Raw genomic sequence first — 23,866 nt, forward strand, 5'->3', positions numbered from 1 at the left:
AGGTGCCTGCCGTCACAGCGACGCGGCGGCCGGTCAGCGCCGCTCGGTGAGCTGGTCGGCGATCCAGCCGCCGATGGCCAGCAGCAGCCCGCCGACGATCGCGGGGCCGAAGCCGTCGACCTGCAGCCGGTCGGTGATCGCGGCGGTGATGCCGAGCAGTGCGGCGTTCACGACGAGCAGGAACAACCCCAGTGTGACCAGCACGAACGGGAACGACAGCAGCCGCAGGACCGGCCCGACGACCGCGTTGACCAGCGCGAAGAGCAGCGCGATCCACAGGTAGGTGCCGGGCTCGCCGAGCGGCCCGTTCGGGTTCGGGATCACCTCGATGCCGTTCAGCAGGTAGGCGACGCCGTAGAAGACGCCGGCCATGAGGACGACCTTGACCAGGAACCTGAGCACCCGCCCCAGGCTAGCGGCGGCAGCTGCGAGGACCCTGTGGATCGTCACCTCCGCGACCCTCCAGGCTCAGGGCCGGACACGTCCGGACGGACCTCGACGACGCCCTGCCGGCCGCGATCATGGGAGCCTGGCCGCGCTCCCGGCGCGTCGTCGCGGCTCGCCGGCAACAGCCCCGTGCTCGACACCGAGCGCGCCCCGGGACGAGAGGGAGAGCCCGTGCAGCGACCGGCCCTGGTCTACGACGGCGACTGCGGGTTCTGCACCCGCTCGGCCGCCGTGGCCCGGCGGGTGCTGCCCGCCGACTGCGCCGTCGTCCCCTGGCAGGGCGCCGACCTCGCCTCCGTCGGCACCACCGCCGAGCGCGCACAGCAGGAGGTGCTGTGGGTGCCGCGCACGGGGGACGTCGTCGGTGGGGCCCGCGCGGTCGCCGCCGCCCTGCGCGCGGCCGGCTCCGGGTGGGCAGTGCTCGGCCGGCTGCTGCAGCTGCCCCTGGTACGGGCGCTGGCCGACCGGGTCTACCGGGTGGTGGCGGCCAACCGGATGCGGCTGCCCGGGGGGACGGCGGCCTGCGCGCTCCCGCCGCGTCCGGACGACGGGGTCCGCCCGGCCTCCTGACGCGTCGGCGCTCGCCCGGCGGTGCACCGCCCCCCGACCCGACGAGGGCGCCGGGCAGTCGGCGGGGCACCTGCGGGGCGTGACGGCGCGCGGCCGACGATCCGACACGATCGGGGTGTCTAGGCGGTTCTACGGCCCGGTGTAGAGGCGCCCATACGGTGCTCGACATGGACCCCGTGCGGAACCCGTACGCCCCCGGCGCCGGACAGCGCCCGCCCGAGCTGGCCGGGCGCGACGGCGAGCTGTCGGCCTTCGACGTCGTCCTGGAGCGGATCGCGCACGGCCGTCCGGAGCGGTCGCTGGTGCTCACCGGGCTGCGCGGGGTGGGGAAGACGGTGCTGCTCAACCAGCTGCGGTCGGCGGCGATCGGCCGCGGCTGGGGCACCGGCAAGATCGAGGCGCGGCCGGACCAGTCGCTGCGCCGGCCGGTGTCCTCGGCGCTGCACATGGCGCTGCGCGAACTGCGCCACCCCGACCAGGAGTCGATGGACGCCGTCCTCGGGGTGCTCAAGGCGTTCGCGCTGCGGCAGACCGCGGACGCGAAGGTGCGCGACCGCTGGCAACCGGGCATCGACGTGCCGGTGACCAGCGGCCGGGCCGACTCCGGCGACATGGAGATCGACCTGGTCGAGCTGCTCAGCGACGCCGCCGGGCTGGCCGCCGACGTCGGCAAGGGCGTGGCGCTGTTCATCGACGAGATGCAGGACGTGCAGAGCGACGACGTCTCGGCGATCTGCGCCGCCTGCCACGAGCTCTCGCAGCAGGGGGCGCCGCTCATCGTCGTCGGTGCGGGGCTGCCGCACCTGCCGGCGGTGCTGTCGGCGTCGAAGAGCTACTCCGAGCGGCTGTTCCGCTACCTGCGCATCGACCGGCTGGACCGCCCCGCCGCCGACCGGGCGCTGCTCGCGCCGGCCGAGCGGGAGGAGGTCAGCTTCGAGCCCGAGGCGCTCGACGCGCTGTACGCGGCCGCCGACGGCTACCCGTACTTCGTGCAGGCGTACGGCAAGGTCACCTGGGACGTCGCCGCCGCCTCCCCCATCACCGCCGCGGACGTCGCGATGGCCGCGCCGGTCGCCGAGGCCGAGCTCGCGGTCGGCTTCTTCGGGTCGCGCTACGACCGGGCCACCCCGGCGGAGCGGGAATACATGCACGCGATGGCCGAGCTGGGCGGACCGGCCGGGGCAGCCGTGTCCACCTCGGAGGTCGCCGTCTCGCTGGGCCGCAGGCCCGCGTCCCTCTCCCCCGCGCGGGACTCGCTGATCAAGAAGGGGCTGGTCTACTCCGCCGAGCGCGGCCAGATCGCCTTCACCGTCCCGCACTTCGGCCGCTACCTGCTCAGCCACCCCGACCAGGAGGACCCCCGTCCTCCCCGTCCTTCGTAGGAGGACCCCGTCCTCCCCACCCCCGCAGGCTCAGGGCGGGACCCGGGACGGGGCCAGCGGGGCCCTGGACGGGGGCCGTTCCCGTACCTCACCAGACTCGCGGCGGGTCCCTGCAGGTGGGCCGCCGTCCCGCGTCCGGGCCTGCGGCGGCAGCGCTGTCCAGGCAGGCTGGGGACCGTGACCGACCCCGCCCGTGACCCCGAACTGATCTCCGTCCCGGTGGAGGGCGGTGAGCTGGCCGCGCTGCACTGGTCCGCCGACGCCCCCGGAGCCCCCATCGCCGTCCTGGTCCACGGCATCACCGCCAACGCGATGGCCTGGGCGCGGGTGGCGGGTGCGCTGGCCGGCGAGTTCGAGGTGGTCGCCCCAGACCTGCGCGGCCGGGCCGCCTCGGCCGGCCTGCCCGGCCCGTACGGGCTGGAGCGGCACGCCGCGGACGTCACCGCCGTCCTCGACTCCCTGGGGGCGGACGGCGACACGGGAGCCGAGACCGCCGTGCTCGTCGGGCACTCGATGGGGGCGTACGTCGCGGCGCTGGCGGCCGCCGGGGTGGCCCGCGACCGGGTGCACGGCCTGGTGATGGTCGACGGCGGCCTGTCGTTCCCGACGCCGCCGGGCGCCGACATCGACGCGATCCTCTCCGCGGTGCTCGGCCCGTCGCTGGCGCGGCTGTCGATGACGTTCCCCGACCTCGCGGCCGTGCGGGCCTTCTGGGCGCAGCACCCCGCGGTCGGCCCGTGGGTCGACGTGCCCTCAGTGGCCGCGTACCTGGCGCGCGACGTGGTCGGCGAGCCGCCGGCGCTGCGCAGCGCCTGCGTGCCGGAGGCGGTGCGGGTGGACGGCGGCGACGTGCTGCTCAACGAGCGGGTGCTCGAGGCCACCACCGACCTGCCGGTGCCCGCCACCCTGCTGTGGGCCACCCGCGGGCTGCTCGACCAGACGCCCGGGCTCTACGACGAGGCGCGGCTGGCGCAGCTGGGCCTGGAGCCCAGCGGCATCACCGCCCGCGAGGTGCCCGGCACCAACCACTACTCGATCGTGTGGGCCGACGAGGGCGTCGCGGCGATCGCCGCCGCCGTCCGGGCCGGCGCCGCGCGCAGCTAGGCCGCCGGCACGGGGCAGTCGGGCTCTGCCGGGCGGCCGGGGCCCGACGCTGTGCCCGTGGGGAACCGGGCTCCCGCGGCCGGACGCGGACCGGAGCGCGCCACGCCGGTGCGCCTTGGCAGCGCGCCCGCGCGCTGCCACGATCCGAGCGGCCTCCCCGCCTGCGGTGCGGCGGGGAGTCGGGCTCAGAGGTCGGGGCCGGGGTCAGCTCGCCGAGAGGGGTACTCACCGTGGTGACCCCAGGACCGCTGCCACAGCCCCGGCCGCAGCCCCGGCCGCAACCCCGGCCGCAGCCCCGGCCGTTCGAACGGGCCCCCGGCGTCGCCGACGGCGTGCTGGCCACGATGCCCGCCGCGCTGGGTTGCCTGGACCCCGCCGGACGGGTCGTGCTGGTGAACACCGAGCTCGAGCTGCTGCTCGACCGACCCGCCCCTGACGTGCTCGGCCGGCCGGTGACCGACGTCCTCGCCGCCGGCACCGCCGCCGCCGTCACCTCCGCCTGCCACGCGGCCCTGACCTCCGGCGCGGCGGTCTCCCTGGAGGTCCCCGAACCCGGCGGCGGCGCGGGCTGGTCGGCGCTGCACGCCTGGCCGACGGCCGACGGCGCCGCCTTCGCCTTCGTCGACGTGACCGCACGCCGGCTCGCCCAGGACGAGGCCGAGTCGGCCCGCCGTGCCGCCGAGTCGGCGCGTCGCGCCGCCGAACGGGCCGGTGCCCGGACGGCGCTGCTGGCCGCGGTGGCCGGGGAGCTCTCCGGCGCCCTCGACAGCACGTCGGCCCTGGGCAGCCTGGCCCGGCTGGTCGTCCCCGCGCTCACCGACGGCTGCGTGGTCACCGTCGTCGACCGCGAGGGCCGGGCCCGCGACGTCGGCTCCTGGCACGCCGACCCGATCCGGCGCCCGCTGCTCGACCGCTACGCCCAGGTGCGCCTGGACACCCTGCCGCCGGCCTCCCCCGTCGCCCGTGCGCTGCGGTCCGGCAGCGAGGCGCAGGAGCCGGTGGCCGCCGTCCTCGCGCTGATGCCGCCCGGCCCCGCCCGCGACCTGCTGGAGGTCCTCGGCCCGGCCACCGCCCTCGTCCTGCCGCTGACCGCCGACGGCCGCGCGGTCGGCGTCCTCACCCTCTACCTCGACCCCGGCCGCACGCTGGACGACGACGACCTGTGCACCGCCCGGGAGGTCGCCGCGCAGGCCGGGCGCACCGTCGACCGGGTGCACCGGCAGAGCCAGCAGGCCAAGCTCGCCGAGGAGCTGCAGCGCAGCCTGCTCACCGACCCACCGACCATCGCGGGGGCGCAGGTGGCGACCCGCTACGTGCCCGCGGCGGAGTCCGCCCGCGTCGGCGGCGACTGGTACGACGCCTTCCTGCACCCGGGGGGCGACCCGGTCGTGGTGATCGGGGACGTCGCCGGGCACGACACCGCCGCGGCGGCCGAGATGGGGCAGCTGCGCGGGCTGCTGCGGGGCATCGCGCACTACAGCGGCGCCGGGCCGGCCGAGGTGCTGCGCGGCCTGGACGCCGCGATGGACGCCATGCACACGGGCACGCTGGCCACCGCGGCCATCGCCCGGCTGGAGCACGGTGGCACGCTGCTGCGCTGGGCCAGCGCGGGGCACCCGCCGCCGCTGGTCGCCGACCCCGACGGCACGGTCACCGTGCTCGCCGACGGGCTCGGCGACCTGCTGCTGGGCGTGGACGCGACGGCGGTGCGGCGGGAGTCCACGGTGCCGCTGCGACCGGGCGCGGTGGTGCTGCTGTACACCGACGGGCTGGTGGAGCGGCGGGACTGTGACGTCGACACGGGGGTGGCCCGGCTGCGCCGGCACCTGGCCGCACTGACCGGCCTGCCGCTGGAGCAGCTGGCCGACGCGCTGCTGGCCCGGATGCTGCCCGCCACACCCCAGGACGACGTCGCCCTGGTGGCGATCTGCGTGCACCCCCGCGACTGACCGGCGACGGCGAGAGGCGCATCACTCCAGGGGGTCGGAAACCCCGGCTGCACGGTTACGGGTGGTGCCGGGTGGGAACCCCGAACGGCGTCGGAGAAGGCGACGGGACGGGGAGGGCAGTGGGTCGACTCGCGTGGCCGTTGCGCCCGCTACCGGACGGCCGGGGCGAGGTGTGGCGCTGGGACCTGCAGGCCGTCGCCGAGCTGCCGGCGGCACGTGCCGTGCTGCGTGCCCGCCTGGACGGGGTCGGCTTCCCCCGGGACGACGAGGACACCGCCGCCGAGCGGCTGATCCTCGCGTTCGACGAGCTGGCGTCCAACGCGCTGCGGCACGGGCTGTGCCCCGTCGTCGCCACGGTGATCGCCGGCAGCGGCGGCTGGCTGCTCGACGTCAGCGACCGCGACCCCGACACCATGCCCAGTCCGGCGGTCGACCGCGACCCCGCGCACGGCGGGATGGGGCTCTATCTGGTCGCCCGGCTGTCGGTCGCCCACGGCTGGTACGTCGACAAGGGGTGCAAGCACGTCTGGGCCTGCCTGCCCACGAGCACCGAGGACCGCGCGCCCGCGCTGTCCTGACGTTCCACGTGCAACACGCGACGACGGCCCCGGGCAGGAAGCCCCGGGGCCGTCGTCGTCGTGCGCCCGGGACGGCGGGAGGGGTGTCTCCGGCGCCGTCCCGGGGCGTCTGGTGTCCGCGGGGATCAGGGCGGGGTCAGGCCCTGGAGGGGATCACCAGGGAGAGTCCGCCCTTGCCGTAGCCGGGGACGTCGATCGCGAGGTCGAGCCGGTTGAAGTCCGCGAGCGAGCCGGCGATGTCACCCGGCAGGTCGTCGCCGGGGGCGTACAGCTTGTACAGCTTGGAGTGCGGGGCCCCCGGCACGTTGAACAGCGCCGAGAGGACGTTGACCACCTCGTGCAGCGCCTCGGTGAGCATCGAGGTCAGCTCGCCGTCCTCCTCGACCGCGTCCTGCGCGCCACCGGGGGGCAGCAGCGCGAGGGCCGCGCCGGTGTAGGCCGACGCCCCGAGGTCCAGGACGCACAGCGCGTTGACGTTCATCGACGGGTCCACGTACACGGCCACCGACACCGGCGACGTCGGCGTCGGGGTCACCGGCGCGCCCGGCATCACGCCGACGGACTTGCCGACCAGGCCGGTGAGCATGTCCTTGACGGCCTTGGCGTCCGGCAGGACGACGGTCAGCGGCGCGCTCACTTCGCCTCCTCGCTGGCGCTCGTCGCCGACGTGACCGCGCACGCGACCGTGTCCACCACGGAGCTCGCAAGCTCGCTCCTCATGCGATCACCCCGTCCAGGTTCTCGCGGAAGGTCTCCTCGGTGAACGGCTTGGCGATGAGGAACAGCGCGCCCGCGGCGCTCGCCCTGTCCCGCATCTCCGCGGAGCCCTCGGAGGTGACGAAGCCGAACGGCACGGCCGACCCCGCCGAGCGCAGGGCCTGCAGGCACTCCAGCCCGGTCATGTTCGGCATGTTCCAGTCGGACAGGACCAGGTCCGGGTTCTCGGCGTGGACCTTGTCGTAGGCGTCGCGGCCGTCCTCGGCCTCGACGATGTCGTGGTCGTCGTAGCCGGCCTGGCGCAGGGTGCGGATGACGATCTGCCGCATCACGCGGCTGTCGTCGGCAACGAGGATCTTCACTGTGACGCTCCGTTCTGGTGCGGGTGGTCGTGCGGGCTGTGCGGGACGGGCAGGGAGGGCGATGCGCCCTGGACGGACACGACCAGGGGCTGGCCGCGCCAGAGGACCTCGATGCGGCAGACGTCCTCGGGGTTGCGGACGGCGGGCGCCGGGCCGACCTCGGGGAGACCGAGGGTCGAGGGGCCGGGGAGCGCGGCCTTGACGTTGCCCCCGACGACGTTGGCGATCTCGCCGAACGCGTCGGTGACGTCCTCGTGGTCGAGGAGCTCGGGAGCCGCCTCCGCGAGCAGCGCCCGGGTCAGCTCGGCAGCGGTCTGCCGGCCGGTGGTGAGGACGACGCTGCCGGTCCACGGCCCGACGACGTCGACCCAGGCGGACAGCGTGTCCTCGGGCAGGTCGCCGGGGACCGGGACGAGCACCTCGTCCTCCCCGACGAGGGCGATCCAGGCCTCGCCGGCGATCGACTCGATGGTGGCCTCGTCGATCAGCGCGGGGATGGCCGGGGGTGGCTGGGTGGGGCGTCCGACAGCATCGGGTGCGAGCGTCACAGGACGGCCTCCTCGGGGAGCATGCCGAGCAGCGCGAGCTTGTCGCGGAGCGCGTCGGCGGTGAACGGCTTGATCACGTACTCGTGCGCGCCGGCGGCGAGCGCCCGGACGATCTGCCCCTGCTCGCTCTCCGAGGTCACCATCATCAGCGTGAGGGCGCGCCACGCCGGGTTGGCCCGGACGGCGGAGACGAACTGCAGCCCGTCCATCACCGGCATGTTCCAGTCGATCGTGCACAGGTCGGGCGCGTAGCCCTCCTGCAGCACGTCGAGTGCCTCCCGCCCGTGGCCGGCCTGACGGGTCTCGTAGCCGAAACCCTCCAGCGCCGCGCTCACGATCCGCCGCATGGCGCGGGAGTCGTCGATCACCAGTGCACGCACGTCAGTTCCCCTTCAGCGGGCGGTAGGCGGAGCTGCGGCCGATGACGACCCGCTCCCAGGAGTCGTCGACGCCGAGGGTGGTCTCCGCGGCGCCGAGGAAGAGCCAGCCGTCGGGGCGCATGAGCGCACGCACCCGGCGGAGGATCGCCTGCTTGGTGGGCAGGTCGAAGTAGATGAGGACGTTGCGCAGGTAGACCACGTCGAACGGGCCCATGCGCGGCAGCGGAGCGGCCAGGTTGCACTCGCTCGCGGTCACCATGCGGCGCAGCGACGGGGAGACCTGCCACTCGGTGCCCGCCCGGGTGAAGTGCCGCACCAGCATCGCGGCGGGCAGCCCCCGGTTGACCTCGAGCTGGCTGAACCTGCCGGCCCGGGTGCGCTCGACCATCTCGCGGGAGAGGTCGGTCGCGGTGATGGCCACGCGGGTCGAGGCGTTGGGCATCGCGTCCTCGAGCAGCATGGCGATCGTGTAGGGCTCCTGCCCGCTGGAGCAGGCAGCCGACCAGATCTGCAGCCGCTCGGCCGCCCCGCGGGCTGACAGCAGCGAGGGCAGCACCGTCGAGGTGAGGGCGGTGAACGGGTCGCCGTCCCGGAACCACGAGGTCTCGTTCGTGGTGAGCGCCTCGACGATCTTGCGGGTGGACTCGGGGCTGGGCCGGGTGCGGACCGAGTCGACCAGCTGGCCGACGTCGGGCAGCCCCATGGACCGGGCGATCGGCAGCAGCCGCGCCTCGACCAGGTACTCCTTGCCCGGGGCGAGCACGATCGCGCTCTCCCGGTGCACCAGCTGGCGGACCCAGTCGAAGCTCGTCGTGGTGAGGGTCATCGTCGTCCTCCGACGGCAGCTGGGGTCGGGCCGGCAGTGCCGGCGCGCGGGCCGGCGAGCCGCCGGCTGATCGCCTCGGCGACCCGGTCGAGCGGCAGCACCTCGTCGGCGTAGCCGGCCGTGGCGACGGCGCCCGGCATCCCCCAGACCACCGACGTCGCCTGGTCCTGGACGACGACGGCGCCTCCGGTCTCGCGGATGCGGCCGGCGCCGAGGCGCCCGTCCGAGCCCATGCCGGTGAGCACGACACCCAGGACGGCGCCGTCGAACGCCTCGACCGCGGAACGGAACAGCGGGTCGACGGCGGGGCGGCAGAAGTTCTCCGGAGGGGCCTGGTCGAGCCCGGTGAACAGGCCGCGGGCGGTCCGGCGGACGGTCAGGTGGTGGTCGCCCGGGGCCAGGTGCACCGTGCCCGGCCCCAGCGGGGCGCCGTCGACGGCCTCGACCACGGTGAGCGCGCAGAGACGGTCCAGCCGCTGGGCGAACTGGCGGGTGAAGACCGGGGGCATGTGCTGCACGAGCAGCACCGGGACCGGCAGGGACGCCGGCAGGGTCGGCAGCACCTTCGCCAGGGCCTCCGGGCCACCGGTGGACGAGCCGATGACCAGGACGGCGGGCTGCTTGACCGCACCGACGCGGGGGGCCGGCGGCCGGACCGGGGCCGGGGCGGGTGCGGCGGCCCGGACGGGACCGGTGGTGACCGGGCGCCCGGTGAGCGCCTTGATCTTGGGGATCAGCTGCTGGCGGACGCTCTCCATGGACTGCGCGACGCTGCCGACGTTGGCCGGCTTGGTCACGTAGTCGTTCGCACCGGCGGAGAGGGCGTCGAGGGTCGCCGAGGCACCGCGCTCGGTGAGCGTGCTGAACATGATGATCGGCACGCGGCTGCGCAGGGCACGGATGGTGCGGACCGCCTCGATGCCGTTCATCTCCGGCATCTCGATGTCCATCGTGACCAGGTCGGGCTTGAGCTGCTCCAGCTTGCCGACGGCGATGCGGCCGTTCACGGCGGTGCCGACGACCTCGATCGCCGGGTCCTCCGAGAGGACGTCGGTGACGATCTTGCGGACGACCACCGAGTCATCGACGACCAGCACCCGGATCGGTTCCATGCGTCCTCCGTCTCCCCGTGCGGGGTGCCCGCCAGGGGCGAGCTGGCGTTGTGGGTCGGCACCCGCCCGGGGGCCGGGATCGGGGTGCAGCCGGCGGTCCGCCGGGTCCCGGCGGCCGTCCGCTGTCGGTGCCTGTCACGGGTGTTGTCGGCCGCTCCCCCGCACTCCTTGAGCCGATCCGCACGGATCGTGCACGACATCTCTCGTCGATCTCGGTGCTCCGGCCGACGATCTCCCGGCACATGTCGACAGGTCTGCGGACAGCGGGAGGAGACCGTGGTCCGGGGCGACGTCGAGCAGCAGCCGCCGTCGTCCGGCGACCCGTGCGGCCGGGTCAGGGAGTGCCGCCGAGGGTGAACGGCGTCCCCGCGGGTAGCCGGGGGCCATGCCTCTCCCCCGGGTCCTCGTCCTCGTCCTGGCCGGCGGCGCCGGTGGGCGCCTGGAGCTGCTGACCGAGCAGCGCGCCAAGCCCGCCGTCCCCTTCGCCGGGGTCTACCGGCTGATCGACTTCCCGCTGAGCAACTGCCAGCACTCGCACCTCTCCGACGTCTGGGTGTCGGTGCAGTTCCACCCCACGTCGCTGTCGCAGCACCTGGCCAACGGCCGGCCGTGGGACCTCGACCGCACCGACGGCGGGCTGCTCGTCCTGCCGCCCTACCAGGGCACCGACCGTGCCGGCTGGGTCTCCGGGACGGCGAACTCGCTGTGGCGCTACGCCCCGCTGGTCCGCGACGTCGCCCCCGACGCGCTCGTGGTGCTCAGCGCCGACGCCGTCTACAAGCTGGACTACCGCGAGGTCGTCGACGGGCACCTCGGCTCGGGCGCGGAGGTCACCATGGTCACCACCGAGGTCGCCGAGGACGACGCACCGCGCTACGGCATCGTCGAGGTCGGCAGCGGCGGCAAGGTGGCCGACTACGCCTACAAGCCCGACGAGCCGCGCACCACCACGGCGACCAACGAGGTCTTCGTCTTCTCACCCGGCCCGATGCTGGACCGGCTGGAGGCCCTGGCCGCCGAGCACGGCGAGGAGGGGCTCGAGGACCTCGGCACCCACCTGCTGCCGGCGCAGACCCGCGACGGCCTGGCCCGCGCGCACCCGTTCGGCGGCTACTGGCGCGACGTGGGCACCGTGGAGTCCTACTGGCGGTCCCACCAGGAGTTCCTGTCCGCCGAGCCGCCGCTGGACCTCGACGACGAGCGCTGGCCGGTGCACACCCGCGGCGGCCGGCACAGCGCGGCGCGGGTGCTGCTGGACTCGGCGGTGGACAACAGCCTCATCTCCGGCGGCACCCGGGTGCTCGGCAACGTCCACGGGTCGGTCCTCTCCCCCGGCGTCGTCGTGGAGGCCGGCGCGACCGTCGTCGACTCGGTGCTGCTGCCCGGGGCGCGCGTGCGGGCCGGCGCCATGGTGACCCGGGCGGTGCTCGACGACGGCGTGGTGGTCGGCGAGCGGGCCGCGGTCGGCGGGGACGGCGAGGTCACGCTGGTCGGCCGCCGGGCCGAGGTCGAGGCCGGCACCGAGCTCGCCGCCGGTGCCCGCTTCCCGGACCCCGGGGAGGACCAGGACTGAGGCGCTCCCTCAGTTGATCATGGAGCTGACGCGGCCTCTCTCGGGGTGTCGGCACGTGTCGCCTGCAACAACCCCATGATCGACGAGTCGGCGCTCGCCGGAGCGGGCTCGCCTCAGGGGGCGGACGGCTCCTGGCCGCGGTGCGGTTCGGCGGGCCGCGAGGAGAAGAGCACCGTCAGGGCGTCGCTGCCGAGCAGGTCGCCCATGACGATGCCCTGCACGCAGCCGGCGACGGCGTTCCAGGCACCGGACGCGGCGGCCGCGGTGTCGAAGCCGGCGTCCAGGAAGGCCCGGACGGCGAGCAGCTGCGCGGTGGCGAGCGTGCGGGTGCGGCCGGAGACGTGCGCCCCCCAGGACGCCTCGTGCATCGCGGTCGCCCACGGACGGCGCTCGGCGCGGGAGGCGTCGACGGCGGCCATCCAGCGGGCCCGTCCGGCGTCGTCCAGCGCGCGCAGGCCGGTCAGCAGCTCCGAGAGGTCGCCGGTGGCGGGGCCGAGGTCGAGCTCGGGGGTGGTGGGCACACCGGTGGCGGTGGCGACCGCGAAGGGGCCGGTGAGCCGGCGGGCGACCAGCGGCGGCAGCACCGCGGCGGCCCAGGCGCCCACGGCCGCGTCGGCGAGGACGTCGGCGGCGGCGTCACGGACCGCCTCGTCGACCAGCGCGACGGCGGGGTGGTCGGGGCCGAGGACGTCCTCGCGGAGCACCCGCTCGACGGCGGCGGCGTCCCCGATGGTGCTGCGCTCGAGCTGGGCGACCAGGACGGCGGCCCGGTCGGCGCCGGGGAGGCCGTCGACGGCCGTGCGCAGGTGCGGGACGGTGGCGGCCAGCTCGCGGGCCTTGCGCGCGCGGACGGCGAGCGCGGCGCGCTGCTCGCGGTCGCGACCCGCGGCCGGGTGGACCGCGGCCAGCTGCTCCAGCGCCGCGGTGTCGGCGGCGAGCCCGGTGAGCAGGGCGTCGGCGACGGCGCGGCCGGCCGGCAGGCGGACCAGGTCGAAGCCGAGCGTGGCGGCACTGACCAGCGAGTAGGGCACGGCAGGCCTCCAGTCGACGTCCCCCGAGGTGAGGTCGGTCCAGACTGACCGTGATCGACACGGCGCGCCACGTCAGCGTCACTCGATGGTCGGACCCCCGTCGGGTGGGCCGGCGTGCGCCGCACTGCAGCGTGTCGCGCCGATGACCCAGCGTGAGCGATCTCGTCCCCGGAATGCCGCGACCCCCGGCCGGGCGGCCCTCCGGAGAGAGGGGCCGCCCGACCGGGGGTCGGGGGGAGGAGCGTGGCCGCCGGGGAAGTCCGGCCGCGCCCAGGTGGTGAGGTGCTGGAACGGCCACCCTCCAGGGACCGCGGGCCCCGTCCCGGGCCCCGCCCCGAGCGTGCGAGGGGTGGGGAGGACGGGGTCCTTCTACGAGGCGTGGGGGGAAGGGTGGTCCTCTCAGGCGCTGACGGCCTTCTGCACGTCCAGCGCCAGCAGCAGCTGCCCGTCGAGCTTGAACGCGCCGCGGATCAGGTCGCGGCCCGCACCGTCGAGCGTGTCCGGCGGCGCCTCGAAGTCGGCCGGGTCGACGTCCACGACGTCGGCGATGGCGTCCACGAGCAGGCTGACCGCCTCACCGTGCAGCCGGACGACGATGACGACGGCGTCGGTGCCCTCGGGCCGCGGCGGCCGGCCGAGCCGCTCGCGCAGCTCGATCGCGGTCACCACCTGGCCGCGCAGGTTGATCAGCCCGGCGACGGCGGTGGGTGCCAGCGGCACCCGGGTCAGGCCCTGGCTCTTGAGGACCTCCTGCACGTGCGCCACCTCGACGCCGTAGAGGTCGCCGTCGAGCCAGAAGGTGGCCAGCTGGCCGCCGATGGCGGGGGCCTCGGCAGTGGTCACAGGGAGACCTCCAGGAGGGAGGCGCCGTGCGGCGCCGCGGACAGGGAGTCGTGGGTGGTGGGGTGCGTCGAGTAGAACGCCGGGTCGGCGGCGAGGATGGCGGCGCGGACGTCGAGCAGCTCGGTGACCTTGTCGCCGAGCACGGCCGAGCCCAGCAGGCCCATGTCGTCGATGTCGCTGCGGACGGCGGCCTCGCCGTCGACGATGTCGAGGATCTCCTCGACCACGATGGCCACGCTGCGGCCGTGGTCGGAGTAGACGATCACCTCGAGCACCTCGCGCTCGCTGTCGCCGTAGGCGCCCAGGTGCCGGTCCAGCCGGACGATCGGCAGGATCGCGCCGCGGTACTGCACGACCTCCCGGTTGCCGACCTTCTCGACGGACTCCGTGCGCACCTGCTCGAGGCGGGTGACGGTGTCCAGCGGGATGGCGACCCGGCGGCCCCCGCCGATGGCGGCCAGCAGCATCCGCTGCCGCTCGGCGTCGGTCGCGACGGCCTGCAGCGCCGCCGCGCGGGACTCCTGGCGGTCGCTGCTCTCGGTGCGCAGCGCCCGGCGTGCCAGGGCCTGCACGTCGAGGATCAGGGCCACGGTGCCGTCGCCGAGGACGGTCGCGCCCGAGTAGAGGCCGATCGCCTTGAGCTGGCCGCCGACGGCCTTGACCACGATCTCCTCGGTGTTGATGACCCGGTCGACGACCAACCCGAAGCGGCGGCCCTCCGAGCGCAGCACCGCGATGACCACGTGCCCGTCGTGCCGGTCGGAGGTCAGGCCCAGGACGTCGGTCAGCCGGACCAGCGGGAGCAGCTCGCCGCGCAGCCGGTAGACCGGCGCACCGCCGACCTCCTCGACGGCGTTGGCCGCCTTCTCGGCGTCCAGCGAGACCAGCTCCTGCAGGCTGATCTGCGGGATGGCGTAGCGGTCGCCGGCGCACTCGACGGTCAGCGCCGGCACGATGGCCAGGGTCAGCGGGATGCGCAGCCGGGTGCAGGTGCCCCTGCCGGGGGCGGACTCGACCTCGATGGTGCCGCCGATGGACTCGATGTTGGTCTTGACGACGTCCATGCCGACGCCGCGACCGGAGACGTTGGTGACCTGCGCGGCCGTGGAGAACCCGGGCAGGAAGATCATCTGCAGGATGTCCTGCGGGCCCATGCGGGTGAGGGCCTCGGCGGTGACCAGCCCGCGCTCGACGGCCTTGGCGCCGAGCCGGACCGGGTCGATCCCGGCACCGTCGTCGGCGACCTCGACGACGACCTGGCCGCTCTCGTGCCGCGCGCGCAGGGTGAGCACGCCCTCGGCCGGCTTGCCGACCCGGATCCGCGCGTCGGCGTCCTCGATGCCGTGGTCGACGGAGTTGCGGACCAGGTGGGTCAGCGGGTCCTTGACCGCCTCGAGCAGGGTCTTGTCCAGCTCGGTGTCGCGGCCCTCCATCTCCAGGCGGATGTTCTTCTGCAGCTGCAGGCCCAGGTCCCGGACGACGCGCGGCAGCTTCGACCAGATGTGGTCGATCGGCTGCATGCGCGTCTTCATGACGCCCTCCTGCAGCTCGCTGGCGATGAGGTTGAGCCGCTGCGAGGCGCGCACCAGGTCGGTGTCGTTGGAGCGCCCGACGTACTGGACGATCTGGTTGCGGGTGAGCACCAGCTCACCGACCAGCAGCATCAGCTCGTCGAGCAGGTCGACGTCCACCCGGATGGTGCTGTCGGCGACGGCCCGGCGGGTCTGGCCGGTGCCGCTGTCGGCGGCGGGGGCAGCCTCGCCGTCCTGCGCGGCCTCGAACTCGGGGGCTGTCTCGACGACCGGTGCAGGGACGGCCGTCGCCGGCGCCGCGGCCACGGGGGCCGGCACCTCGGCGACGGGCGCGGACGCGGGCTCCTCGGGCGCCTCCGCCGCGGGGGCGGCAGCGGCCTGCGCCGGGACCTCGGCGAGGACGTCGACGACGACCTCGGCGGGCGCGGGGTCCGGCTCGGCGGCGGCCGGCGCAGGGGTGTCCTCCATGGCCGCGCTGATCTCCGCGACGACGGCGGATACGTCGACCGAGCCCTCGCCGCCGGTGGCCTCGATGGAGGCGAGCAGCGAGCGGACGGTGTCGACCATCTGCAGCAGGACGCTGGTCCGCTGCGGGGTCAGCTCCAGGGCGCCGTCCCGCAGCCGGGAGAGCATGTTCTCCCCGACGTGGGTGACCTCCTCGAGGCGGTGGAACGCCAGGAAGCCGCTGGTCCCCTTGATGGTGTGGATCGTGCGGAAGATGCTCGAGAGCCGCTCGCGGGAGTCGGGCTCCTGCTCGAGGGCGACCAGGTCGGTGTCCAGCTGGTCGAGGTTCTCGTGGCTCTCGACCAGGAACTCCTCGACGATGTCGTCCAGACCGTCCACGTTGCTCTTCTCTCTTCGTACCCGGGGAGCGGCGGGCGCGCTCTGGTTGGTGATCGGCGGAATCGGTGCCCAGGTCAAGCCCAACGGCCGACCCGGGCCCGCCGGCCGGGAGGCCCCGGCCGGCGGGCGGTGCTCAGTAGGTGAAGCGGGCCACCGTGGTGCGCAGGTCGGCTGCCATCCGGGAGAGCTCGTCGACGGCGGTGCGGGTCTGGGTCAGCGCTTGGGTGGTGGAGTCCGCGGCGGCGGAGACCCCGGTGATGTTGCTGGCGATCTGACCCGAGCCCTGGGCGGCCTCGTTGACCGACCGGCTCATCTCGTTGGTGGTGGCGGTCTGCTCCTCCACCGCGCTGGCGATGGTGGTCTGCCGGTCGCTGATCTGGGCGACGATCGCGCTGATCTCGGCGATGGCGTTCACCGCCGCCGACGTGTCGCCCTGGATCGACTCGACGCGGCGGGCGATGTCCTCGGTGGCCTTGGCGGTCTCCTGGGCCAGCTCCTTGACCTCGTTGGCCACCACCGCGAAGCCCTTGCCCGCCTCCCCGGCACGCGCGGCCTCGATGGTGGCGTTGAGCGCCAGCAGGTTGGTCTGCTCGGCGATCGAGGTGATCACCTTCACCACGTTGCCGATCTCGGCCGAGGACTCCCCCAGCTTCGCCACCGTGGCCGTCGTCGTCTCCGCCGCGCTCACCGCGCGGGCCGCCACGTCGGAGGCCTCCGCGGCGTTGCTGGCGATCTCCCGGATGCTGGCGCCCATCTGCTCCGCGCCCGCCGCCACCGTCTGCACGCTGCGGGAGACCTCCTCCGCGGCGCCGGCCACCACACCGGACTGCGCCGAGGTCTCCTCCGCCGACGCCGAGATCTGCGCCGAGGACGCCGACAGCTCCTCCGAGGAGGCGGCGACCGCGTCCGCCGCGCCGACCACCGAGGTCATCACCGTGCGGAGCTCGCCGAGGGCGGCGTCGATCGCCGCAGCGGCCCGGCCCACCTCGTCGTCCCTGCGCACACCGGTCGTCCGGGTCAGGTCACCGGCGGCCAGGGCCTCCGCGACGGAGGCGACCGCGTCGATCGGCCGCACGATGCGCCGGGCCACGGTGAGCGCCAGGGCGAAGGCCAGGAGCGCTCCCAGGACGACGACGGCGATCATGGTCCACCGCGTCTGCGCCTGCTCCTCGTCGGCAGCGGCGTCCGCTGCGTGGACCCGGTCCTGCAGGGACTCGCGCAGGTCCGCGGTCAGCTGGAGCACCTCGAAGTACACGTTGTAGCCATCGCCCAGCACCAGGGCGTCGCCCGCCTCGATGCCGGCCGGCGTGTTCTGCGCGTACCGCAGGACGACCTGGTCGTCCACGGCGAAGTAGGCGTCCCACTGCTGCTGGATCTGGGTGAACGTCGCACGCTCGGTGTCCGTGAGGACGTCCGTGGGGATGTCCTCGAGGTGGCCGCGCAGCCGGTCGGCGCTGTCGAGGAACCCGGCCCGGTTGGCGTTGCCGTCCTGGACCGCGGCGGCACCACCGACACGGCGCGCGTCCCAGGCGTAGGCGGTCTGCCAGCCGGTCACGTCCGCGTTGGACGTCTCGATCTCCTGGACGCCGGTGAGCACTGCCGCGAGGCGACCCACCTCGTCCCGGGCCTCGCCGGCTGCTCCCAGCCCGCTCAACGCGAAGCCGCCGACGGCGACCGCGGCGGCCATCCCCGCGGCGCCGACGGCCAGGATCGACCCCCGGACCCCGATGCGGCCGGCCCACCGCCCACCCGTGCTGGTGCTCATCCCGTGCATCTCCCGTTCCTGTCCCGGTGCCGGTTCATGGCTGCGTGTGCCTCGTCCGCCGCGGACCGGAGCGCGGTGGTCGACGAGAAAAATAGGGCGTCCCCATTCCGCTCGACTCGTTTCTCGGCGCGTGTCGCGGAGTGCCGAACAAATGCTCGGGCCACCGGTTCCTGCAGTGTCGACAAATGGCCCAGGACCATTCTCGGGGCCCGTGGGGAGAGGACGGAACGGCGACCGGCCACCGCCCGTGGGAGCCCGTGCAGACGCCGACGGGGCGGCGGTCGGGATGGCCGACCGCCGCCCCGTCGCCGGGTGCGTCGAGTGCCTCAGTAGGTGAAGCGGGAGACGCTGGTGCGCAGCTCGGCCGCCATGCGGGAGAGCTCGTCGACGGCGGTGCGGGTCTGGGTCAGCGCCTGGGTGGTGGAGTCCGCGGCACCGGAGACACCGCTGATGTTCGCGGCGATCTGACCTGCTCCCGAGGCGGCCTCGGTCACGGACCGCGACATCTCGTTCGTCGTCGCCGTCTGCTCCTCCACCGCGGAGGCGATGGTGGTCTGCCGGTCGGAGATCTGCGCGACGATCTGCGAGATCTCCCCGATCGCCCCGACCGCGGCACCGGTGTCCTTCTGGATCGCCTCGACGCGGCGGGCGATGTCCTCGGTGGCCTTGGCGGTCTCCTGGGCCAGCTCCTTGACCTCGTTGGCGACCACCGCGAAGCCCTTGCCGGCCTCCCCGGCGCGGGCGGCCTCGATGGTGGCGTTGAGCGCCAGCAGGTTGGTCTGCTCGGCGATGCTGGTGATGACCTTGACGACGTTGCCGATCTCGGCCGAGGACTCCCCCAGCTTGGCCACCGTGGCCGTCGTCGTCTCCGCCGCGCTCACCGCGCGGGCCGCCACGTCGGAGGCCTCCGCGGCGTTGCTGGCGATCTCCCGGATGCTGGCGCCCATCTGCTCCGCGCCCGCCGCCACCGTCTGCACGCTGCGGGAGACCTCCTCCGCGGCGCCGGCCACCACACCGGACTGCGCCGAGGTCTCCTCCGCCGACGCCGAGATCTGCGCCGAGGACGCCGACAGCTCCTCGGAGCTGGCCGCCACCGCGTCGGCCGACGAGGCCACCGCGGCGAGGACGCCGCGCAGGCTCTCCTGGGCCGCGCTCAGCGCGCCGGCCATGCGGCCCAGCTCGTCCTGGCCCCGCACCTCGGGCGCCACCGTCAGGTCACCGGCCGCGAGGGCCTCGACCGACGTCTGCACGGACCGCACCGTCCGGGTGATGCGCCGGACGACGAACACGGTCAGCCCACCGGCGACGGCGATGCCGGCGGCCAGCGACAGCCACAGCGTCAGGACGGCGGTGTCGGCGATCTGCTGGGCGTCGTCGGTGTCGGTCTGCCCGGCGGCCACGCGGCGCTCCTGCATGGCCGAGTACTCGTCCATGATGACGTCGGTGGCCTGCTGCAGCGGACCGCTGACGATCTGCCCGGCGAGGACCGGGTTGCCGGCGTCGGCCGCGGGGACCAGTTGCCCGTCGGCGATCGCGTAGTAGTCCTCCAGGTGGCCCCGGAAGGTCGCGAAGGCCTCCTTGTTGACCGTCACCTCGGCGTAGGCGTCGAGCTGGTCCTCCAAGCTCTGCCGCCGCTCGGCCAGGTCGGTGCGCAGGGCGGCCCGGGTCTGGGGGTCGGCGAGGCCGTACTGCGTGTACCGGGCGCGGTCACCCTGGTAGGAGCGCTGGATGTCGGCCAGGTCGGACAGGGTCACGACGTTGTCGTTGATCCGGGCCGCGGCGGCGTTGAGCGACCCGATGCGCAGGACCGCGAGGACGGTCATGGAGACGGCGACCACGGCGAGAACGCCAACGGCGGCACCGATCTTCACCCCGATCGGGCGGTCGGCGAACCAGCCCCCGGAACGTCCGGGGGAGGCCGCGGTGGCGGGGACGGACATGCTGGCTCCTGGGTGCGAGAGGACACGTGCGGATTGGCGCGCACCCTCTGCCGACGGATCCCGCAGACGTGGCGCGTGGTGGAATGCTCGCGTCTTCCGGACGGCGCCGTGACGCATTTCCGGGTGTGTCGTGGATGGTGCGTGAGAAATGTCGATGACCGCATTTCCGGTGCCGCCTTGTCGACACGGCCCGGCTGTCGTCCGGGCCATTCCGCACGGAGAGCGCGTGACCGGCGGTGCCGGTCACGCGCTCTCGGACGACGTGCACAGGTCAGTAGGTGAAGCGGACCACCGTGGTGCGCAGGTCGGCGGCCATGCGGGAGAGCTCGTCGACGGCCGTGCGCGTCTGGGCCAGCGCCTGCGTGGTCGCATCCGCGGCGGTGGACACCCCGCCGATGTTGTCGGCGATCTGGCCCGAGCCGGCGGCGGCCTCGGTCACCGACCGGGACATCTCGCTGGTGGTCGCCGTCTGCTCCTCGACGGCGCTGGCGATGGTGGTCTGGTAGTCGTTGATCTGGCCGATGACCTCGCTGATCCGCCCGATCGCGGCGACGGCACCGCTGGTGTCGCCCTGGATGGCCTCCACGCGGCGGGCGATGTCCTCGGTGGCCTTGGCGGTCTCCTGGGCCAGCTCCTTGACCTCGTTGGCGACCACCGCGAAGCCCTTGCCGGCCTCACCGGCCCGCGCGGCCTCGATGGTGGCGTTCAGCGCCAGCAGGTTCGTCTGCTCCGCGATCGACGTGATGACCTTGACGACGTCCCCGATCTCCTTGGAGGACTCCCCCAGCTTGGTGATCGTCGCCGTCGTCGCCTCCGCCTCGGTCACCGCCTGTGCCGCGACCTGGGCCGCCTCCGCGGCGTTCTGGCTGATCTCCCGGATGGAGACGCCCATCCGATCCGCGCCGGCCGCCACCGTCTGCACGCTGAGCGAGACCTCCTCCGCCGCGCCGGCCACCACACCGGACTGCGCGGACGTCTCCTCCGCCGAGGCCGAGATCTGGGCCGCGGAGGCCGACAACTCCTCCGACGACGCCGCCACCGCATCGGCCGAGGCGCCGACGGTGGAGAGCACCTCGCGCAGGCCGCCCTGAGCCTCGCACAGCGACCGCGCCATCCGCCCGAGCTCGTCGTCGGAGGACACCTCGGGCGACACGGTGAGGTCACCGGCCGCGAGCGCCTCCACCGACCGCTGCACCGACCGCACCGTGCGGACGATCTGCCGGACGACCAGGACGACCAGCAGCGCTCCCACGCCGACGCTCGCCGCCAGGATGGTCCACAGTGTGACCGCGGCCGTGCCGGCCGCAGCGGCCTCGTCCTCGATGTCAGCGGTGACGTCCTCGGCCTGGAGGTCCATCATGACGGTGAACTGGTCCATGAGGAGGTCGGTCGCCGCCTGCACCTCCCCGGTCACCAGGACCGCTGCGGCGGCCGAGTCACCCCGGTCGGCCACCGGCACCAGCTGCTGGTCGACAACGGCGTAGTACTCGTCGAGCAGCGCGACGAACGTCGCGTAGGCCTCGGGGTCGATGGCGTGGCGCTCGTACTCCTCGACCTGCGCCTCCAGGACGGGCCTGCGGTCGGCCAGATCGGCGCGGAGGGCGGCCCGCTGCGCCTCGGTCGCCAGGGCGTAGGTGATGTACCGGGCACGGTCGCCCTGGTACGACCGCTGGATGTTGCCGAGGTCGATGAGGCCTTCGATGTTGTGGTCGTAGATCTCCTGCTGGCCGTCGTGCAGAGCCTGAATTCGCTGCACGGCGATGCCGGTGAGGAGCAGGCCGACGAGGGCGCTGAAGGCGATGAGCGAAGCGATCTTGACGCCGATCGGCCGGTCGGCGAACCAGCCCCCGGAACTCCGGGCGCGGGGAGGCGAGACGGTCGCGGTCATGGGGGTACTCCTGGATGCGTCTGTCGGACGAGTGGTCGTCGGTGCAGCCGCGAGCTCGGACTCGCGCCGCACGCGTGCACTGAGGCGCCGGACAGAGTGAGCCATCTGCACCGCTGGTGGACCGCAGTGCCGGGCGTGTCGGAGTACTCACTTGAAACTCTCAAGTGAGTACGGCGCGGAGGTCGATTGGTCGACAGGGCGGGCGGCGCGGACCGCCGGGAGTCCGGACGGTCGCGCAGGGAGACGGCCGTGCACCGTCCTGGCGGACCGGCCGCGCCGGATCAGTCGAGCGCGCCGGCCAGCGTCTCCAGGAGGACGACGACCGCGGCCGGGTCGGGGACGCGGTACCGCGCCGCGGTCTCGCCCTCGCCCACCTTGACGGTGAGGTCGCCGGGGGACAGGACGCGGAAGGCGTCCTCGTCGGTGCGGTCGTCGCCGAGGTAGACCGTCGCGGCCGCACCGAGGTCGTCGCGGAGCCGCAGCAGGGCACTGCCCTTGTCGGCGTCGGTGACGGCGAGCTCGAGCACCTCCTTGCCCGGCTTCTTCGTCAGGAACGGATCCGCGGCGGCATCGGCCCGCTCCAGCAGTGCGGCGGCCGCCGCGCGGTCGGTCACCTGCCGCACGTGCACCGCCACGCTGGCGGGCTTGACCTCCAGCCGCGCGCCGGGCACCGCCGCGACGAGCGGGGCCAGCCACTCGGCGAGCACGTCCCGCCGGCCGGCGAGCTCCGCGGTCAGCGGCCCGCCGTACTCCGCCCCGTGGCTGCCGATCCAGCGGTAGGGCCCCTCGAAGCCGCTGACCGCACGCAGGTCGGCCACGCCGCGGCCGCTCACCAGCGCCACGGTGACCGCGTCGGCGGCGGCCACCCGCGCCAGCGCCGCGGCGACCCCCGGCAGCGGCACGGCGGCCGACGGGTCACCCACCAGAGGGGCGAGGACGCCGTCGTAGTCGCTGGCCACCAGCAGTGGCCGCCGTCCGGCCACGGCCGCCAGCGCCTCGGCGAGGTCGGCCGACAGCCCGCCGGCGGACGCCGCCGGCCCGCTCACGCCTTGGCCTGCAGCGCGTCGAAGAACGAGTTGGCCCAGTGCTCCAGGTCGTTGCGGGCCAGGTGACGGCGCATCGCGCGCATCCGCCTGGCCGCCTCGGCCGGCTCGATCCGCAGTGCCCGCAGGAGCTGGTTCTTGACCCCGGCGATGTCGTGCGGGTTGACCAGGAACGCCTGCTTGAGCTCGGCGGCGGCGCCGGCGAACTCGGAGAGCACCAGCGTGCCGCCGAGGTCGCTACGGGCCGCGACGTACTCCTTGGCCACGAGGTTCATACCGTCGCGGTACGGCGTCACGAGCATGACGTCGGCGGCCCGGTACAGCGCGGCCAGCTCCTCGCGGGGCACCGACTGGTTGATGTAGTGGACGGCGGGCCCGCCGAGGGTGCCGAAGACGCCGTTGATGTGGCCGACCTGCTGCTCGATCGTCTCCCGCATGTGCACGTAGTGCTCGACCCGCTCCCGGCTGGGCGTGGCGACCTGCACCATCACCGTGTCGGGGACCTCGACGACGCCGTCCTCGAGCAGCTCCTGGAAGGCGTTGAGCCGGACGGCGATGCCCTTGGTGTAGTCCAGCCGGTCCACGCCCAGGATGATCTTCCGCGGGTTGCCGAGCTCGGCGCGGATCTCCTCCGCCCGCTTGACGACGTCCGGCCGGCTGGCCAGCTCCTCGAACGCCTTGACGTCGATGGAGATGGGGAAGGAGCGCGCGGTGACCGTGCGGCCGTCGTACTCGATCGTCGAACCGCGGGCGGGCAGGTCGTGCAGCCGGCGGGCCAGGTGCACGAAGTTGGCCGCTGCGGCGGGCCGCTGGAACCCGACCAGGTCGGCGCCGAGCAGGCCCTCGACGATCGCCGACCGCCACGGCAGCTGGGTGAACAGCTCGAAGGGCGGGAAGGGGATGTGCAGGAAGAAGCCGATGGTGAGGTCCGGACGCTGCTGGCGCAGCATGGCCGGCACCAGCTGCAGCTGGTAGTCGTGGACCCACACGATGGCCCCCTCGGCGGCCACCTCGGCGGCCCGCTCGGTGAACCGCTTGTTGACCTGGACGTAGGTGTCCCACCACGTCCGGTGGTACTCGGGCTTCTCGACCACGTCGTGGTACAGCGGCCACAACGAGGCGTTCGACATGCCCTCGTAGTACCGGTCGACCTCCTCCTCGGAGAGCGGCACGGGGATCAGTGACATCCCGCCGGACTCGAAGGGCTCGGGGGCCTCGCCCGCCGACCCCGACCAGCCCACCCAGGCGCCACCGCGGCCGGCCACGAAGGGCTCCAGCGCGGTCACCAGGCCGCCCGGGCTCCGCTGCCAGCGGGTGCTGCCGTCGGGGTCGGTGACCTGGTCGACGGGCAGCCGGTTGGCCACCACCACGACGGGGCTGTCCGCCCCTGTGCGTCCTGCCGCTGTCCCTGCCATACCGCCCCCGACCTTACT

21 protein-coding genes are annotated in these 23,866 nt (G+C 74.3%); 6 read left to right on the forward strand and 15 right to left on the reverse strand.

From position 1 onward, the window contains the following. Window positions 1-33: 33 nt before the first annotated feature. Complete coding sequence (locus GOBS_RS24465; protein ID WP_041241672.1) at window positions 34-402, reverse strand: phage holin family protein; 369 nt, start codon at window positions 400-402, stop codon at window positions 34-36. A gap of 216 nt (window positions 403-618) precedes the next feature. Between GOBS_RS24465 and GOBS_RS24470 the strand changes: the two genes are divergently transcribed. The 5 genes from GOBS_RS24470 to GOBS_RS24490 all read left to right on the forward strand — a co-directional run bounded on the left by GOBS_RS24470 (window position 619) and on the right by GOBS_RS24490 (window position 6,030). Then, window positions 619-1,017 (forward strand): thiol-disulfide oxidoreductase DCC family protein, encoded by a 399-nt coding sequence (locus GOBS_RS24470; protein ID WP_012950944.1) that lies wholly within the window; start codon window positions 619-621, stop codon window positions 1,015-1,017. 167 nt (window positions 1,018-1,184) lie between these two features. Next, window positions 1,185-2,399 (forward strand): ATP-binding protein, encoded by a 1,215-nt coding sequence (locus GOBS_RS24475; RefSeq protein ID WP_041241673.1) that lies wholly within the window; start codon window positions 1,185-1,187, stop codon window positions 2,397-2,399. Window positions 2,400-2,576: 177 nt separating this feature from the next. Then, window positions 2,577-3,503: an alpha/beta fold hydrolase gene (locus GOBS_RS24480; protein ID WP_012950946.1), complete on the forward strand. Its 927-nt coding sequence runs from the start codon at window positions 2,577-2,579 to the stop codon at window positions 3,501-3,503. 230 nt (window positions 3,504-3,733) lie between these two features. Next, window positions 3,734-5,452: a SpoIIE family protein phosphatase gene (locus GOBS_RS24485; RefSeq protein ID WP_012950947.1), complete on the forward strand. Its 1,719-nt coding sequence runs from the start codon at window positions 3,734-3,736 to the stop codon at window positions 5,450-5,452. Between the two features lie 119 nt (window positions 5,453-5,571). Further along, on the forward strand, window positions 5,572-6,030 hold the full coding sequence (locus GOBS_RS24490; protein WP_012950948.1) for an ATP-binding protein: 459 nt from the start codon (window positions 5,572-5,574) through the stop codon (window positions 6,028-6,030). 136 nt (window positions 6,031-6,166) lie between these two features. Here the strand turns inward: GOBS_RS24490 and GOBS_RS24495 are convergent, their stop codons facing one another. The 6 genes from GOBS_RS24495 to GOBS_RS24520 form a co-directional block, all read right to left on the reverse strand. Beyond that, window positions 6,167-6,667, reverse strand: a complete 501-nt coding sequence (locus GOBS_RS24495; RefSeq protein WP_012950949.1) for a hypothetical protein — start codon at window positions 6,665-6,667, stop codon at window positions 6,167-6,169. Window positions 6,668-6,746: 79 nt separating this feature from the next. Continuing rightward, entirely contained in the window at window positions 6,747-7,109 is a 363-nt protein-coding gene (locus GOBS_RS24500) for a response regulator (RefSeq protein ID WP_012950950.1), read from the reverse strand. Continuing rightward, on the reverse strand, window positions 7,106-7,657 hold the full coding sequence (locus tag GOBS_RS24505) for a chemotaxis protein CheX (RefSeq protein WP_012950951.1): 552 nt from the start codon (window positions 7,655-7,657) through the stop codon (window positions 7,106-7,108). The genes GOBS_RS24500 and GOBS_RS24505 overlap by 4 nt, the downstream gene beginning before the upstream one ends. Further along, a complete protein-coding gene (locus GOBS_RS24510; RefSeq protein ID WP_012950952.1) occupies window positions 7,654-8,037 on the reverse strand; it encodes a response regulator in 384 nt (127 codons plus the stop codon). The genes GOBS_RS24505 and GOBS_RS24510 overlap by 4 nt, the downstream gene beginning before the upstream one ends. A gap of 1 nt (window position 8,038) precedes the next feature. After that, the gene (locus tag GOBS_RS24515; protein WP_012950953.1) at window positions 8,039-8,863 is read right to left on the reverse strand and encodes a CheR family methyltransferase; all 825 of its coding nucleotides are present in this window, start codon (window positions 8,861-8,863) and stop codon (window positions 8,039-8,041) included. Beyond that, window positions 8,860-9,975: a protein-glutamate methylesterase/protein-glutamine glutaminase gene (locus tag GOBS_RS24520; protein ID WP_012950954.1), complete on the reverse strand. Its 1,116-nt coding sequence runs from the start codon at window positions 9,973-9,975 to the stop codon at window positions 8,860-8,862. The genes GOBS_RS24515 and GOBS_RS24520 overlap by 4 nt, the downstream gene beginning before the upstream one ends. 385 nt (window positions 9,976-10,360) lie before the next feature. Between GOBS_RS24520 and GOBS_RS24525 the strand changes: the two genes are divergently transcribed. After that, window positions 10,361-11,548, forward strand: a complete 1,188-nt coding sequence (locus tag GOBS_RS24525) for a glucose-1-phosphate adenylyltransferase family protein (RefSeq protein ID WP_012950955.1) — start codon at window positions 10,361-10,363, stop codon at window positions 11,546-11,548. A gap of 113 nt (window positions 11,549-11,661) precedes the next feature. On the opposite strand, the gene GOBS_RS24530 is transcribed toward GOBS_RS24525, so the two are convergent. From GOBS_RS24530 to GOBS_RS24565, 8 genes are all read right to left on the reverse strand, one after another. Next, the gene (locus GOBS_RS24530; protein ID WP_012950956.1) at window positions 11,662-12,579 is read right to left on the reverse strand and encodes a hypothetical protein; all 918 of its coding nucleotides are present in this window, start codon (window positions 12,577-12,579) and stop codon (window positions 11,662-11,664) included. A 399-nt stretch (window positions 12,580-12,978) separates the two neighbouring features. Then, window positions 12,979-13,422: a chemotaxis protein CheW gene (locus GOBS_RS24535; protein WP_012950957.1), complete on the reverse strand. Its 444-nt coding sequence runs from the start codon at window positions 13,420-13,422 to the stop codon at window positions 12,979-12,981. Beyond that, complete coding sequence (locus GOBS_RS24540) at window positions 13,419-15,797, reverse strand: chemotaxis protein CheW (RefSeq protein WP_012950958.1); 2,379 nt, start codon at window positions 15,795-15,797, stop codon at window positions 13,419-13,421. The genes GOBS_RS24535 and GOBS_RS24540 overlap by 4 nt, the downstream gene beginning before the upstream one ends. Window positions 15,798-15,930: 133 nt before the next feature. Then, the gene (locus GOBS_RS24545) at window positions 15,931-17,571 is read right to left on the reverse strand and encodes a methyl-accepting chemotaxis protein (protein ID WP_012950959.1); all 1,641 of its coding nucleotides are present in this window, start codon (window positions 17,569-17,571) and stop codon (window positions 15,931-15,933) included. A gap of 317 nt (window positions 17,572-17,888) precedes the next feature. Then, window positions 17,889-19,502: a methyl-accepting chemotaxis protein gene (locus GOBS_RS24550; RefSeq protein ID WP_012950960.1), complete on the reverse strand. Its 1,614-nt coding sequence runs from the start codon at window positions 19,500-19,502 to the stop codon at window positions 17,889-17,891. A gap of 271 nt (window positions 19,503-19,773) precedes the next feature. After that, on the reverse strand, window positions 19,774-21,390 hold the full coding sequence (locus tag GOBS_RS24555) for a methyl-accepting chemotaxis protein (RefSeq protein WP_012950961.1): 1,617 nt from the start codon (window positions 21,388-21,390) through the stop codon (window positions 19,774-19,776). 281 nt (window positions 21,391-21,671) lie between these two features. Further along, window positions 21,672-22,436, reverse strand: coding sequence for a trehalose-phosphatase (gene otsB, locus GOBS_RS24560; RefSeq protein ID WP_012950962.1), 765 nt, complete (start codon window positions 22,434-22,436; stop codon window positions 21,672-21,674). Beyond that, on the reverse strand, window positions 22,433-23,803 hold the full coding sequence (locus tag GOBS_RS24565; protein WP_041241674.1) for an alpha,alpha-trehalose-phosphate synthase (UDP-forming): 1,371 nt from the start codon (window positions 23,801-23,803) through the stop codon (window positions 22,433-22,435). Before GOBS_RS24565 ends, otsB begins: the two co-directional genes overlap by 4 nt. Between the last annotated feature and the right edge of the window lie 63 nt (window positions 23,804-23,866).

This window comes from Geodermatophilus obscurus DSM 43160 (assembly GCF_000025345.1).
Classification (GTDB): domain Bacteria; phylum Actinomycetota; class Actinomycetes; order Mycobacteriales; family Geodermatophilaceae; genus Geodermatophilus; species Geodermatophilus obscurus.